The 15038-nt window shown below is 72.5% G+C and carries 10 protein-coding genes; 2 read left to right on the top strand and 8 right to left on the bottom strand.

From position 1 onward, the window contains the following. Positions 1–106: 106 nt before the first annotated feature. Positions 107–1636 carry a UDP-N-acetylglucosamine 1-carboxyvinyltransferase gene (locus ACIGAQ_RS00885; RefSeq protein WP_311683160.1) on the bottom strand — a complete coding sequence of 510 codons (1530 nt, stop codon included), beginning with the start codon at positions 1634–1636 and terminating at the stop codon, positions 107–109. A 92-nt stretch (positions 1637–1728) separates the two neighbouring features. Further along, positions 1729–1929: a DUF4236 domain-containing protein gene (locus ACIGAQ_RS00890; protein ID WP_395573544.1), complete on the bottom strand. Its 201-nt coding sequence runs from the start codon at positions 1927–1929 to the stop codon at positions 1729–1731. Positions 1930–2291: 362 nt separating this feature from the next. On the opposite strand from ACIGAQ_RS00890, the gene ACIGAQ_RS00895 reads away from it, so the two are divergent. Further along, positions 2292–5105, top strand: coding sequence for an aconitate hydratase (locus ACIGAQ_RS00895; protein ID WP_362278133.1), 2814 nt, complete (start codon positions 2292–2294; stop codon positions 5103–5105). A gap of 72 nt (positions 5106–5177) precedes the next feature. Here the strand turns inward: ACIGAQ_RS00895 and ACIGAQ_RS00900 are convergent, their stop codons facing one another. From ACIGAQ_RS00900 to ACIGAQ_RS00920, 5 genes are read right to left on the bottom strand one after another with little or no spacing between them, the layout of a single operon-like run. Next, positions 5178–6536, bottom strand: coding sequence for an ABC transporter substrate-binding protein (locus ACIGAQ_RS00900; protein ID WP_399778153.1), 1359 nt, complete (start codon positions 6534–6536; stop codon positions 5178–5180). Positions 6537–6581: 45 nt separating this feature from the next. Next, positions 6582–7883 carry a sugar ABC transporter permease gene (locus tag ACIGAQ_RS00905; RefSeq protein ID WP_394814273.1) on the bottom strand — a complete coding sequence of 434 codons (1302 nt, stop codon included), beginning with the start codon at positions 7881–7883 and terminating at the stop codon, positions 6582–6584. Next, positions 7874–8653 (bottom strand): ATP-binding cassette domain-containing protein, encoded by a 780-nt coding sequence (locus tag ACIGAQ_RS00910; protein WP_362278130.1) that lies wholly within the window; start codon positions 8651–8653, stop codon positions 7874–7876. Before ACIGAQ_RS00910 ends, ACIGAQ_RS00905 begins: the two co-directional genes overlap by 10 nt. A gap of 14 nt (positions 8654–8667) precedes the next feature. Beyond that, positions 8668–9747, bottom strand: a complete 1080-nt coding sequence (locus tag ACIGAQ_RS00915) for a sugar ABC transporter substrate-binding protein (RefSeq protein WP_399778156.1) — start codon at positions 9745–9747, stop codon at positions 8668–8670. Beyond that, the gene (locus tag ACIGAQ_RS00920; protein ID WP_399778158.1) at positions 9744–12917 is read right to left on the bottom strand and encodes a SpoIIE family protein phosphatase; all 3174 of its coding nucleotides are present in this window, start codon (positions 12915–12917) and stop codon (positions 9744–9746) included. Before ACIGAQ_RS00920 ends, ACIGAQ_RS00915 begins: the two co-directional genes overlap by 4 nt. A 566-nt stretch (positions 12918–13483) precedes the next feature. On the opposite strand from ACIGAQ_RS00920, the gene ACIGAQ_RS00925 reads away from it, so the two are divergent. Next, on the top strand, positions 13484–13903 hold the full coding sequence (locus ACIGAQ_RS00925; protein ID WP_399778160.1) for an MmpS family transport accessory protein: 420 nt from the start codon (positions 13484–13486) through the stop codon (positions 13901–13903). A gap of 25 nt (positions 13904–13928) precedes the next feature. On the opposite strand, the gene ACIGAQ_RS00930 is transcribed toward ACIGAQ_RS00925, so the two are convergent. After that, positions 13929–14939 carry an acetylxylan esterase gene (locus ACIGAQ_RS00930; protein WP_399778162.1) on the bottom strand — a complete coding sequence of 337 codons (1011 nt, stop codon included), beginning with the start codon at positions 14937–14939 and terminating at the stop codon, positions 13929–13931. Between the last annotated feature and the right edge of the window lie 99 nt (positions 14940–15038).

Below are 15038 nucleotides of genomic sequence, written 5' to 3' on the forward strand. Positions count from 1 at the left end.
GTTTTTGCGGGATGGGGGCAGAGTCGCCGGGCTGTTCTGAACGCAGTGACCCGCGCCCGTCGAGATGCCGCTCGACAGGCGCGGGTCAGGGTGTGCGGAAAGTGACTCAGATGTCCCGGAAGATCTCGATCTGCGCCCCGATCGAGTTCAGGCGCTCCGCCAGGTCCTCGTAACCCCGGTTGATGACATACACGTTGCGCAGCACCGACGTGCCCTCGGCCGCCATCATCGCCAGGAGGACGACCACCGCGGGGCGCAGCGCAGGCGGGCACATCATCTCTGCGGCGCGCCAGCGGGTGGGGCCCTCGACCAGGACGCGGTGGGGGTCCAGGAGCTGGAGGCGGCCGCCGAGGCGGTTCAGGTCCGTGAGGTAGATCGCGCGGTTGTCGTAGACCCAGTCGTGGATGAGGGTCTTGCCCTGGGCGACCGCCGCGATGGCCGCGAAGAACGGGACGTTGTCGATGTTCAGGCCGGGGAACGGCATGGGGTGGATCTTGTCGATCGGCGCCTCCAGCTTGGAGGGGCGGACCGTGAGGTCGACCAGACGGGTGCGGCCGTTGTCGGCGAAGTACTCGGGCGTGCGGTCGTGGTCGAGCCCCATCTCCTCCAGGACCGCCAGCTCGATCTCCAGGAACTCGATGGGGACGCGGCGGACCGTCAGCTCCGACTCGGTGACCACGGCCGCCGCGACCAGGCTCATCGCCTCGACCGGGTCCTCGGAGGGAGAGTAGTCCACGTCGACGTCGATGGTCGGCACGCCGTGCACGGTGAGCGTGGTGGTGCCGATGCCGTCGACCTTGACGCCGAGCGCCTCCAGGAAGAAGCACAGGTCCTGGACCATGTAGTTGGAGGAGGCGTTGCGGATGACGGTGATGCCGTCGTGCCGGGCGGCGGCGAGCAGCGCGTTCTCGGTGACCGTGTCGCCGCGCTCGGTCAGGACGATCGGGCGGTCGGGGCGGGCCGAGCGGTCCACCTGGGCGTGGTACTGGCCCTCGGTGGCGGCGATGTCCAGGCCGAAGCGGCGCAGGGCGATCATGTGCGGTTCGACCGTGCGCGTGCCGAGGTCGCAGCCGCCGGCGTAGGGCAGCTTGAAGTGGTCCATGCGGTGCAGCAGCGGGCCGAGGAACATGATGATGGAGCGGGTGCGGCGGGCCGCGTCGGCGTCGATCGCCGCCAGGTCCAGCTCGGCCGGCGGCACGATCTCCAGGTCGACGCCGTCGTTGATCCACCGCGTGCGGACGCCGATGGAGCCCAGCACCTCCAGGAGGCGGTACACCTCCTCGATGCGGGCGACGCGGCGCAGTACTGTGCGCCCCTGGTTGAGCAGTGAGGCGCACAGCAGCGCCACGCACGCGTTCTTGCTGGTCTTGACGTCGATGGCACCGGACAGCCGGCGGCCGCCGACCACCCGCAGGTGCATCGGACCGGCGTAGCCGAGCGAGACGATCTCGCTGTCGAGGGCCTCCCCGATGCGGGCGATCATCTCAAGGCTGATGTTCTGGTTGCCGCGCTCGATCCGGTTGACGGCGCTCTGACTGGTGCCGAGCGCCTCCGCCAGCTGCGACTGCGTCCAGCCGCGGTGCTGCCGGGCGTCGCGGATGAGCTTGCCGATGCGTACGAGGTAGTCGTCTGCCATGGGGCTGAGGTTATCTCAGATATGAGATGCGGTCCGGGCGGGGGGTCCGTTCGGGTGAGGGGGTGAGGCACCGTCAATCCCGCCCGGGTGCCTCAGCGTCGCTTGGACGTCGTGGTGCGCCGCCACCCGAAAGGTCCGGGCAAATCCATCGATGTCGTACGACGTCCCGTGCTGCTGCGTGTGTGCCGGGGGCCGTTCTTGCCGCCGCCGGTGGTGATGGACCAGGAGCGCTTGTTGATGTTGAGCCGCACGCCGGGAAGAATCCGGAAACTCTTACGGAACGTGAGGGGCATTCAGGGCCTCCTTTCGGTGTCACCGGGTGAACCCGGTTCCGTTCGGTTACCCCGAGTTCCCGTTCTGATGACCCGTTGGGGGAGTGGGGTGGTGCGGCGGGCGCCCGCGGCGTCCCGGGCGGGGGTGTGGTCGCGGTGAGCCGATGGGGGTGTGTCGACGTGTTTCGGCCATGGCGGTGGCGGCTCGGGCGGCGCCCGGGCATGACCAACCGCCCCGGGTGTACTAGAGTTATCTCGACATCGAGATATCTGCCGAGGAGCACCGCAGCCGTCACCCCGGTAAGGGTTACCTAACTTAGCCTTACCTTAGCGGATCGGTCGAGAGGCCGTGGCGGCAGGATCGTGGTGGTACGCGCACATCAATGAAGGAGACTGTCGTGTCGGCGAACAGCTTCGACGCCCGCAGCACGCTGCAGGTGGGCGACGAGTCGTACGAGATCTTCCGGCTGGACAAGGTGGAGGGCTCGGCCCGCCTGCCCTACAGCCTCAAGGTCCTGCTGGAGAACCTGCTCCGCACCGAGGACGGCGCGAACATCACCGCCGACCACATCCGTGCCCTCGGCGGCTGGGACTCGCAGGCCCAGCCCAGCCAGGAGATCCAGTTCACGCCGGCCCGCGTGATCATGCAGGACTTCACCGGCGTGCCCTGTGTCGTGGACCTCGCGACCATGCGTGAGGCCGTGAAGGAGCTGGGCGGCGACCCGGCGAAGATCAACCCGCTGGCGCCGGCCGAGCTGGTCATCGACCACTCCGTCATCGCCGACAAGTTCGGCACGAACGACGCCTTCAAGCAGAACGTCGACCTGGAGTACGGCCGCAACAAGGAGCGCTACCAGTTCCTGCGCTGGGGCCAGACCGCCTTCGACGAGTTCAAGGTCGTCCCGCCCGGCACCGGCATCGTCCACCAGGTGAACATCGAGCACCTGGCCCGGGTCGTGATGATCCGCGACGGCAAGGCCTACCCGGACACCCTGGTCGGCACCGACTCGCACACCACCATGGTCAACGGCCTGGGCGTCCTCGGCTGGGGCGTCGGCGGCATCGAGGCCGAGGCCGCCATGCTCGGCCAGCCGGTCTCCATGCTGATCCCGCGCGTCGTCGGCTTCAAGCTGACCGGCGAGCTGCAGCCCGGCACCACCGCCACCGACCTGGTGCTCACCATCACCGAGATGCTGCGCAAGCACGGCGTCGTCGGCAAGTTCGTCGAGTTCTACGGCGAGGGCGTGGCCGCGACCTCCCTGGCGAACCGTGCCACCATCGGCAACATGTCGCCGGAGTTCGGCTCGACCGCCGCGATCTTCCCGATCGACGACGAAACGATCAACTACATGCGGCTCACCGGCCGCAGCGAGCAGCAGCTCGCCCTGGTCGAGGCGTACGCCAAGGAGCAGGGCCTCTGGCTCGACCCGGCCGCCGAGCCCGACTTCTCCGAGAAGCTGGAGCTCGACCTCGCCACGGTCGTCCCGTCCATCGCCGGCCCGAAGCGCCCGCAGGACCGCATCGTCCTCGCCGAGGCCGCCCAGCAGTTCGCCAAGGACGTCCTCAACTACGTCGAGGTCCCCGCCGCGCCGCAGTCCGGCACCGCGGCCTCCCCGGTCGACGAGGCCAGCGACGAGTCCTTCCCGGCCTCCGACGCCCCGGCCTACGGCAGCCAGGAGAACGGCGCCGGCGCCCCGCAGCACGCCGACGGCACCGGTGCCGCCGTTCCGTCCAACCCGGTCACCGTGACCGCCCCGGACGGCACCTCGTACGAGCTCGACCACGGCGCGGTGACGGTCGCGGCCATCACCTCCTGCACCAACACCTCCAACCCGTACGTCATGGTCGCCGCCGCGCTGGTGGCCAAGAAGGCGGTGGAGAAGGGCCTGACCCGCAAGCCGTGGGTCAAGACCACCCTCGCCCCGGGTTCCAAGGTCGTCACCGACTACTTCGAGAAGGCGGGCCTGACCCCCTACCTCGACAAGGTCGGCTTCAACCTCGTCGGCTACGGCTGCACCACCTGCATCGGCAACTCCGGCCCGCTGCCGGAGGAGGTCTCCAAGGCCGTCAACGACCACGACCTCGCGGTCACCTCGGTCCTCTCCGGCAACCGGAACTTCGAGGGCCGCATCAACCCCGACGTCAAGATGAACTACCTGGCGTCCCCGCCGCTGGTCGTGGCCTACGCCATCGCCGGTTCCATGAAGGTGGACATCACCAAGGACGCCCTGGGCACCGACCAGGACGGCAACCCGGTCTTCCTGAAGGACATCTGGCCCTCCGAGGCCGAGGTGAACGACGTCGTCGCCAACGCCATCGGCGAGGACATGTTCGCCAAGTCCTACGCGGACGTCTTCGCGGGCGACGCACAGTGGCAGGCCCTGCCCATCCCGACCGGCAACACCTTCGAGTGGGACGCCGAGTCCACCTACGTGCGCAAGCCCCCGTACTTCGAGGGCATGACGATGGAGACCACCCCGGTCTCCGACATCTCCGGCGCCCGGGTGCTCGCCAAGCTCGGCGACTCGGTCACCACCGACCACATCTCCCCGGCCGGTGCCATCAAGGCCGACACCCCGGCCGGCCAGTACCTCACCGAGCACGGTGTGGAGCGTCGTGACTTCAACTCCTACGGCTCGCGCCGAGGCAACCACGAGGTCATGATCCGCGGCACGTTCGCCAACATCCGCCTGCGCAACCAGATCGCGCCGGGCACCGAGGGCGGCTACACCCGCGACTTCACGCAGGACGGCGGTCCGGTCTCCTTCATCTACGACGCCTCGCAGAACTACCAGGCCGCCGGCATCCCGCTGGTCGTCCTGGCCGGCAAGGAGTACGGCTCCGGCTCGTCCCGCGACTGGGCGGCCAAGGGCACCGCGCTCCTCGGCGTCAAGGCCGTCATCGCCGAGAGCTACGAGCGCATCCACCGCTCGAACCTCATCGGCATGGGCGTCCTGCCGCTGCAGTTCCCGGAGGGCCAGTCCGCCTCCTCCCTCGGCCTCACCGGCGAGGAGACCTTCTCCATCTCCGGCGTCACCGAGCTCAACGACGGCACCACCCCGCGCACGGTGAAGGTCACCACCGACACCGGCGTCGAGTTCGACGCGGTCGTCCGCATCGACACCCCGGGTGAGGCCGACTACTACCGCAACGGCGGCATCATGCAGTACGTGCTGCGCAGCCTGATCCGCAAGTAGGCGGACCGGCAGGGCAGTCAGGGCGGTTCGAGGGCCGCGTTCCCGGGTGACCGGGGGCGCGGCCCGCGCCGTTCACCCGCCCCGGTACTTGGCCGCCGCGGCCTGGGCGAGGTCCTGGGACTTCTCCAGGGCCGTGTCCACCGACTGCCGCCCGGCGATGGCCGCGGCGATCTGCTCCGAGACCGCCGTGCCGAGCACGGCGAATTCGGGGATGTCCAGGAAACCGATGCCGCCGTAGGGGCGCGGGGCGACACCGGGGTTGCGCGGATCCGCCGAGTCGGTGGCCGCCGTGTACTCCTGCCGGTACCAGGCGCCGGCCGCCTGCTGGTACTCCGGGTTGGCGTAGAGCGACCTGCGGTTCCCGGCGGGTGCCGCCGTCCAGCCTCGCTCCTGCCCCACGAGCTCCTGGTACTCCTTGGAGGAGGCCCAGGAGATGAACTCCCAGGCGGCGTCCTTGCGCTCGGAGGCCTGCTGGACGCCCCAGGCCCAGGTCCACAGCCAGCCGGCCTTGTCCGTCTTCTCGTGCGGGGCCGGGACGTACCCCACCTTGCCCTTCACGGGGGAGGTGTCGGCCTCGATCGTCGACGCCAGCGAGGTGGCGTCGTACATCATGGCGCAGCCGCCCTCGACGAAGCGTTCGAGGATCTCCATGACGCCCATCCGTTCGGCGCCGGGCTGGCCGTGGGAGCGCAGCAGGCCCACGTAGAAGCCGACGGCCTCCCGGAACTCCGGCGAGGTCAGGCGCGCGTTCCAGTCCGTGTCGTACCAGGTGCCCCCGAAGGTGTTGACGACCGTGTTGATCGGGGCGAGGTTCTGGCCCCAGCCGGGCAGGCCGCGCAGGCAGATGCCGCTGGCGCCGTCCGTGCCGTCGACCCGGGCGGCGAGGTCGGCGACCTCCCGCCACGTCGGATCCGGCGGCATCGTCAGGCCGTCCTTGCGGAAGAGGTCCTTGCGGTACATCAGGAAGGAGCCCTCGCCGTAGAAGGGCTCGGCGTAGAGCCTGCCGTCCTCCCCGGTCAGCGACGCCACCAGGTTCGGGAAGACGTCGTCCTGGTCGAAGTCCTCGTCCGCCTCCACGTAGGAGTCCAGCGGGGCCAGCCAGCCGTTGTCCGCGTAGATCGGCACCTCGTACGCGCTGACGCTCGCCACGTCGTACGTCCCCGCCTGGGTGGCGAACTCGCGGTTCATCCGGTCCCGCGCCTCGTTCTCCGGGAGCAGCGTGTAGTCGACCGTGATGCCGGTCTCCGCGGTGAAGTGCCGCTTGGTGAGCCGCTCCAGGGTCTGCATCTGGGGTGCGTCCGTCGCGAGCACGCTGAGGTCGGCCTGCTGCTCCTCGGCGCCGGGCGGATCGGTGTCACCGCACCCGGCGAGGGCCAGGCCCGCGGCGACCGTGGCGGCCACGGCCACCCTGACGAGGCGGCTCCGTGTCATGACAACGGGCCCATACCCTTTTACCGCTTTTGTATGCATATGTGTTCAGGGGGGTGTGGCTCGGGACCGGCCGCTCCGGGCCGCCGCCCGTCTGGACAGGGCGTCGGCCGCGACGGCGGCCAGCAGCACCCCTCCGGTGATCATGAACTGCACCGCGTCCTGCACGCCCAGCAGAGCCATGCCCGAGGCGATCGACTGGATGACCAGCACCCCGAGCAGCACCGACCAGGGCGATCCCCGCCCGCCGAACAGGCTCGTGCCGCCGATCACGGCCGCCGCGATCGCGTTGATCAGCAGCATCCCGGAACCGGCGGCCCGGGCCGTGGTCGGGCTCGCCGAGGTCAGCCCCGAGGCCACGAACAGCCCGCCGACCGCGGCCAGCGTCCCCGACACCATGAACATCGCCACCCGGACGCGGTCCACCCCGATGCCCGCGCGCCGCGCCGCCTCGACCCCGCCGCCGAGCGCGTACACCCGCCGCCCGTAGCGGGTGCGCCGCAGCACGTAGTCAGAGACGACCAGCACGACCAGGAAGATCAGCAGGGCGAGCGGCAGGCCCTGGAAACGGTTGAGGGTGTGGGCCGCGGCGAAGGCGGCCACCGCGAGCAGGGCGGTGCGCAGCCAGATCTCGCGCTCCGGCGGGTACGGCATCCCGGCGGCGCGGTGTCGGCTGCGCCGGCGGCGCGCGGCCAGCAGGTACCCGGCCGTGCCGAGCGCGGCGACCGCGTACGCCGCCGCGTCGGCACCGAAATGCCGGCTGGTCAGCGACGCCACCAGCCCCTCCTCGTCGATGTTGATCGTGCCGCTCGCCCCCAGCAGGTAGAGCGTCAGGCCGTTCCAGATCAGCAGTCCCGCGAGCGTCACCACGAACGCCGGCACCCCCAGCCAGGCGTGGAAGACACCGTGGAAGGCGCCCACGGCCGTGCCCACGGCCACCGCCACGATCACCGCGAGCCACTCCGGCACCCCGTGGTTCACGTTCAGCACGGCGAACGCCGCCCCGGCCAGACCGCTGACCGAGCCGACCGACAGATCGATCTCCCGGATCAGCAGCACGAACACGATGCCGACGGCGACCAGGCCGGTCCCGACGATGTCCACGCCGATGTTCGACAGGTTGCGCGGCGAGAGGAACTTGTCGTCCAGCCCCTGGAAGACGCACCAGATCACGATCAGCCCCGCCACGACCAGCACCGGCCCGCGCTCGCCCTCCCGCACGCTCCCGCGCACCTCCAGGGCGTAGCCCCGCAGGTTCTCCTGCCAGCCGCGGCCGCGCTGTTCCCGGCCGGTCGTGACCGGCCGGGCCCCCGGGCCCTCGTGGTGCGGCCCGCCGCGGGTCACGGCCACGCCTCCTCGTCGCCCTTCGCGCGATGGGCGACCGCGTTGTCCGCCGCCCCGGTGACGGCGGAGATGATCTGCTCCTGCGTCACGGTGCTGACGTCGAACAGGCCGTTGTTGCGGCCCAGCCGCAGCACGGCCACCCGGTCCGCCACGGCCTTGATGTCGCCCATGTTGTGGCTGATCAGGATGATCGCCATGCCGCGGTCGCGGACCTCCTCGACGAGGTCGAAGAAATGGCTCGTCTGCTCCACGCCGAGCGCGGCCGTGGGCTCGTCGAGCAGCAGGACCTTGGGCGCGGCCATCAGCGAACGGGAGATCGCGACGGCCTGGCGCTGCCCGGCGGACAGCGCCGCGACCGGCACGCGCACGTCGGGGATGCGGATCGACAGCGTGCGCATCAGCTCGCGGGCGCGCCGCTCCATCTCCACCTCGTCGAGGATGCCGACCCGGTCGATCTCCCGGCCGAGGAAGAGATTGCCGACGACGTCGAGGTTGTCGCACATCGCGAGGTCCTGGTAGACGGTCGCGATGCCCAGGCTGTGGGCGTCGTGGGGACGCTTGATCTGCACCTGGCGCCCCTCCCACTCGATGACGCCCCGGTCGGCGGGACTCACCCCCGAGACCACCTTGACCAGCGTGGACTTGCCGGCGCCGTTGTCGCCCGCCAGGGCCACGACCTCACCGGCCCGCAGCTGCAGATCCACGTCCACGAGCGCCTGGACGCCGCCGAACCGCTTGGAGATGCCGCGCAACGCCAGCACGGGCGGATGGATCACGGCGACCACCTCCCTCACCGGGTGAGTCCGATCCGGTCGCAGGCGCGCCGGAGCTTGGGGGTACAGATTTGGTCGACCGTGTAGACGCCGTCCCGGACGAGGGTCCGGCCGATGCCGTCCCGCGTGACGGCGGCCGGGTTGAGCAGCACCGCCGGGACGTCCCGGGTGGTGGGACTGTCCACGGTCGTCGTGACGAGGGCGTCGAGGTCGTTGCCGCGCGCCAGCGCGACGGCCATCGCGGCCGCCGCGTCCGTCTCCAGCCGGAAGGGCTTGTAGACGGTCATGTACTGCTCACCCTTGACGATGCGCCGCACGGCGGCGAGGTCGGCGTCCTGGCCGGTGACCGGGGGCAGCGGGGAGACCCGGGCGCTCTTGAGGGCCGCGATGACACCGGCGGCGATCGAGTCGTTGGCCGCGAGGACCCCGTCGATCCGCTGCGGACCGAGAGCCCTGATCGCGGCGGACATGTGGTGGTGCGCGTTCTCCGTGCGCCACCCCAGGGTGTCGTACGACTTGAGGATGCGGACCTCGTCCTCCAGGACGGACTTCGCCCCGCGCTCGTACCAGGCGGCGTTCGGGCTGGACGGATCGCCGTTCATCAGGACGACACCGCCCCCGCCGGCCCGCGGGCCCATGGCCGTGAGCAGCGCAGCGGCCTGGAGCCGGCCGACCTGGTGGCCGTCGAAACTGACGAAACCGGAGATCGGGCCCTCGGCGAGACGGTCGTAGGCGACCACCGGCACGCCCTCGCGGTGCGCCTCCCGGACCGAGGAACGCAGGGCCTTGGGATCGACGACGTCCAGGATCAGCACCGAGGCCCCTCTGGTGATCATGGACGTCATCTGCTGCCGCTGGCTGGCCGCGTCGTTCTCGGCGTTGGCGTACATCACCGCGCACTCGGCGCACAGCTCCTTCACCCGCTTCTCGATCATGGGCCGGTCGGACTGCTCCCAGCGCGGTACGGCACGGCTCGGCAGCAGCACGCCGACGGTCGGCCCGTCCTCGCCGCCGTCACCGCTGCCGCCGGTGCACCCGGCACCCGCGAGGACGGCCGCCATGAGGACGGCCGCCATCCGCCCCGCCGGCCCCCTCACGACGGCCCTCCCTCTCCGGCCGGCCGCCGGGGTTCCCGGGGAGCGGGGGTACGGCGGGAACCCAGGTGACGGGGGTGGTCGTGGGCCGCGCCCCGGCGGTGGAAGGGGGGCCGCTTCCGGTCGTGGCCGGTGGTCCGGCGGGACTCTTCGCCGGGTGGGTGGTCCTCGTCGGGGATCCGGGGGCGGGCCCGGCTCTCGGACCGGTCCCGGTTCCCGTCGCCGTCGCGGCTTCGGCCCCGGCGGCCCATGCCCCAGCCCCAGCCGCCGGTCCGGTCCCGGAAGCGCTCCCGGGTCCGCTCAGGCCCGGGCGGCTCGGGCGGCCGGGGCTCCGAGGCCGCCGGCCCCGGCTCCGCTTCCTCCTCCGGGCGGGAGACGACGATCTCGCTCCACACCTGCTTGCCGCCGCCGACCGGCACCGAGCCCCAGGCCGCCGACATCGCCTCCACGAGGTACAGCCCCCGTCCGCCCGTCGACTCCCAGTCGACCACCACCGGCTTGGCCGGCGCGCGCGGCGAGGAGTCGCTCACCGTCACCCGCAGCCGGTCAGCGGCCAGGGTCAGATCCAGCCGGACCGCGCCCTGCGTGTGCACCAGCGCGTTGGTGACCAGCTCCGACACCACCAGCAGGACGGCGTCGGCCTCGGCCACCACACCCCACGACCGCAGCGTGCGCGCGCTGAACCGGCGGGCGTGCATCACCGCGTCCGGCAGCCGCCACACCACCCACCCGGCCCGCACCGGCCTGACCCGCATCCCGTCGTAGCGCAGCAGCAGCACCGCCACGTCGTCCTCCCGGCGCCCGGCCTCGCCCAGCAGCTCGTCGGCCATGCGCCCCGGGTCGGCCGGGTCGGCCGCGGCGAGTGCCCGGCGCACCAGCCGCATCCCTTCCTCCAGGTGCAGCTCAGCCGACTCGACCAGACCGTCCGTCACCAGCGCGAGGACCGAGCCCGGGGCGAGCGCGAGCGCCGTCAGCGGGAACTCCGCGTCCGCCAGGACCCCGAGCGGGAGCCCCCCCTCGACCGCGATCTCCGCGGTGCCGCCGTCGGGGTGACGCACCAGCGGGGACAGGTGCCCGGCCCGCACGAACAGCGCGTTGCCCTCCTCCATGTCCAGCTCGACGTAGCAGCACGTGGCGAACAGGTCGGTCTCCATGCCGACGAGCAGCCGGTTGGCGTGCGCGACGACCACGTCCGGCGGGTGCCCCTCGACGGCGTAGGCGCGGACCGCGGTACGCATCTGTCCCATGATCGTCGCGGCCCCGGCGCTGTGCCCCTGCACGTCCCCGATGACCAGGGCGACCTTCCCCTCCGACAGGGCGATCACGTCGTACCAGTCGCCCCCCACCTGCAGACCGCGCCGGGCGGGCAGGTAGCGGGCCACGGCGATGCCGCCGGGCAGCCGGGGAAGACGGCGGGGGAGCAGGCTGCGCTGGAGCATCGTCGCCAGTTCCTGCTCGGCGTCGTAGGCGTGCGCGCGCTTGAGGGCCTGGCCCACCAGTCCGGCGGTCGCGGTGAGCAGGGCCCGCTCCTCGGGGGCGAACGCGTGCGGGGCGTCCCAGCCGACCAGGCACACCCCGGCCACGCCGTTCTTCGCCGGCAGCGGCAGCACGGCCAGCCCGCCGGGGCCGATCCCGGCCAGCCCGGGCTCCAGTACGGCGCCCGCCGGCCACAGGCTCATCCGGCCGTCCCGCAGCGCCGCCTGGAGCGTGGGCAGGGCGCTGACCGGCGCGTCGGGCCACTCCGAGCGGCACTCCGAACGCCACAGCTCCGGCCAGGCGCCGGCACCGGGCGGATCGAGCACGGTGACCGCGAGCCGGTCCTCCAGCACCTCGGCGAGCGCCACCCGGTCCGCGTCGAGCGGTTCGCGCAGCGCGGCGACGACCACGCGACTGACGTCCCGCACCGTCGTCGCGTCGTCGAGCGCGGCCGTCAGCCACTGGATCCGGGCCACGTCACTGGCGCCCCGGCGCAGCACCGGGGCCGCCGTCACCACGCCCAGCACCCGTCGCGGGGCGCCGTCGGGCCCCTTCAGCAGGCGGCTGCCCAGGCGCAGCCAGCACAGCTCCCCGGTGGGCCGGCGGATGCGGAACTCCAGTTCGCGGCGGCCCGGGGTCTGCGCGGACGGCTCGATGACCGACATCAGGGCCGGGACGTCCTCCGGGACGCTGTACGACAGGAGGGTGTCGGTCTTGCCGTCGAAACCGCCCTCGGGGATGCCGACGAGTTCGAGCAGGGCCGGGTCCGTCTCGACCAGGCCGGTGCCGGGCGTGAGGGCGAAGGAGCCGACGCCCATGGCGCGCAGGGCGGAGTCCAGCAGCGGGGCGGGCGCGGACCGGTCGGCCTCACCCCGCAGGCGCCCGGCGACCGCCTCGGCGTACTGCTCCAGGAAGTCCCGCTGCTCGCCCCCGAACCCCTCCCCGGCCTCTCCCGCGACGACCAGACATCCCAGCCACCCGCCCGCCGCCCCCAGGGGCAACGCCCCGAACGGAACGGCGGCGCTCGCGTCTTCTCCCCGGGCGGCGAACCCGGCCCCGTCGAGCCAGACGGCCCGGCCCCGCAGGAAGGCCTCGCGGACGGCGGCCGCACGAGCCCGCCCTTCGGCGGGCATGGCGGTGAGGGCCGGGGCCGGGGCGGGGGCGGGCGCCGCGGCCGGAGCGGGGGTTCCGGGGGTGGAGTCGCCCCGCGGTTCCGGTGCCTCCGGGCCGGGGGAGGGGGCGCTGACGGTGTGGTCCGGGCTGTGCGAGGGGGCGCCGGCGGTGTGGTCCGGGCTGTGCGAGGGGGCGCCGGCGGTGTGGTCCGGGCTGTGCGAGGGGGCGCCGGCGGTGTCGTCCGGGCCGGGCGAGGGGGCGCGGGGCGTGCGGTCGTTGTCGGAAGACGGAGCGCCAGGCGTGCGGTCCGGGCCGGTACCCGGGCCGGTGCTGCGGGACGCCCCAGGCAGCCGCACCCGGCTCGGCACCCGGTACCGCTCGGGATCGCCCCCGGCCGACTCCACCACCCGGAGCTCCGCCCCGTCCTCACTGCGCACGTACACCGCCGCCAGCACCACCCCGGCGAACGCCAGCACCCGCTCCCGCGCGGCGGGTCCCGGCGCGGGGCGAGGCGAACCGGCGTCCCCGCTCCCCGGCGTCCGGAGGCCGGGGACCTCGGCCCGGGTCTCGCCGTCATGGGGCATGTCCGCATCCACCTCCCGTCCATGCCGCGGCCACCGGCAGGTGGGAGTCCCCGGAACTCAGGCGACGACGACGCGGGCACGGGACCGGCGGCGCCGGGTCACACCGACATGGCGGAACCACGCCGCACGTGAGCGGCAGGGCACCCACCAACAGAATCCCACACCTGGATATCGGCGACATATGGGGCGAAAGGCGCTCCCTCGCGACACCCTCGCGCCGGCTGTCGCGACAAGCCACCGTGACGCCCATCGCGCCACCCACCGCGACGCCCATAGCGCCAACCCGCCGTGACGCCCATCGCGCCACCCACCGCGACGCCCGGCGCGACGCCCACGGTCACGGCCAGGGGGGAGCACGGGGTGGGGTCGTCCCGAGGGCGGGTTCCGGTCCACCGAGTGGGAGCGCTCCCACCCCGGCTGCTGCGGAAGGTAGCGCCCGGCGGCCCGGATGTAAACCGTGGGCGGCAGGAGAACAGCGCCGCAACCGAGCCTCACGACACGCGAGTTGACTTCGCCGGACCGTCGCGATTGGCTGCGGTCCGACCATCAAGATCCGGGGGGATCCTGTGCACCGCACCATCCGCACCATCCGCGCCACCCTCTGCTCCGTCGCGATCACCGGGCTCGCGCTCGCTCTCAGCTCCTGCTCCGAGGCGGTGGACCGGGTGGACGAGGCGGTGGACCAGACGTACGAGGTCACCTACGAGGTGACGGGGGAGAACGTCGACTCGATCGAGTTCCACGGGGGCGGCGGCAAGGCCATGGAGCCGAAGACCGAGAGCGTGTCGAAGCCCGAGCTGCCGTGGCGCAAGACCGTCACCCTGCGCGGCATCATGCCCGCCGCGGTCATGCCCGTCGCCGCGGATCCCGAGGGCGCCCGGGTCACCTGCAAGATCATTCACAAGGGCAAGGTGCTGGACGAGCAGAGTGCCGAAGGTCTGGTGACCGCCGGCGGCTGCACCGCGGAGTCCCCGGTCACGGGGTGACCCGGCCCGGGCCCGATGAGGGGGCTCAGGGCCCGCCGCCCCGCCCGTCCAGCACCGCCCGCAGCCACAGCAGTTGCCGCCGCACCTGCACCGCGTCCCCGCCCTCGTGTCCGTTGAACGGGTACGCGTGGATCTCCTTGCGGGGTGTGGTCCCGGACCGTTCGCCGTACCGGTTGAACGCCGCGTACGCCCCGCTCGGCGGGCACACGGTGTCCCGCAGGCCCACCCCGAAGTGCGCCGGCGCCCGGGCGCGGAGGGCGAAGGAGACGCCCTCGACGAAGGAGAGGGTCCGGCGGGCGTCGCGCTCGGCGTCCCGGTGGACGGAGAGGTACGTGGCGATCTCGCCGTAGGGGGCCGCGTCCGTGAGGTCGAGGGCCCGCCGGATCCCGCACAGCAGCGGCGCGGTCACCAGCAGGGCGGCCAGGTCGGGGACGAGCCCCGCGACCGCCAGGGCCAGTCCGCCGCCCTGGCTGTTGCCGGCGGCGACGACCCGGGCGGGGTCGACCCCCGGCAGCTCGCGCACCGCCGTCACCGCCCGCACCGCGTCGGTGATCAGCCGCCGGTAGTAGAAGTCCTCGGGCGCCCGCAGCCCCCGCGTCATCACCCCGGGCCCGCCCGGCGTGCCGGTGTGCGGATCGGGCGTGTCGCCGCCGCACCCGTACTGGTCGCCCTGCCCTCGGTTGTCCATGAGCAGGTGCGCGTACCCGGCGTTCACCCATGTCAGCCGCTCGTGCGGTAGTCCGCGCCCGCGCCCGTACCCGGCGAACTCGACCACCGCCGGGAGCGAGTGCGTCGCACCGGCCCCGGCCGGCCTGCTGAACCACGCCCGCACCGGATCACCCGTGAAGCCCCGGAACGTCACGTCCCAGGTCCGCGTCAGCCGCAGCCCCGTCTCCACCTCCCGCACGGACACCAGCGGTTCGGCCCGCCCGGCCTCCTCCAGCGTGCTCCGCCAGAACGCGTCGAAGCCCGCGGGCTCCGCGATGTCCGGGCGGTGGCGCTCCAGTTCGGTCAGCGGCAGGTCGAACGCGGGCACGACGTCACCTCGCACGAGTCGGAGCAGTGTCAGAAACTTGCGGCGCAGAACGGTGGCAGCTTCTGGGATCTACCCAGCCCTCCTCCGGATCCAACCCTG

Origin of the sequence: Streptomyces sp. NPDC085932, from assembly GCF_044540525.1 — a bacterium.
GTDB lineage: Bacteria > Actinomycetota > Actinomycetes > Streptomycetales > Streptomycetaceae > Streptomyces > Streptomyces levis.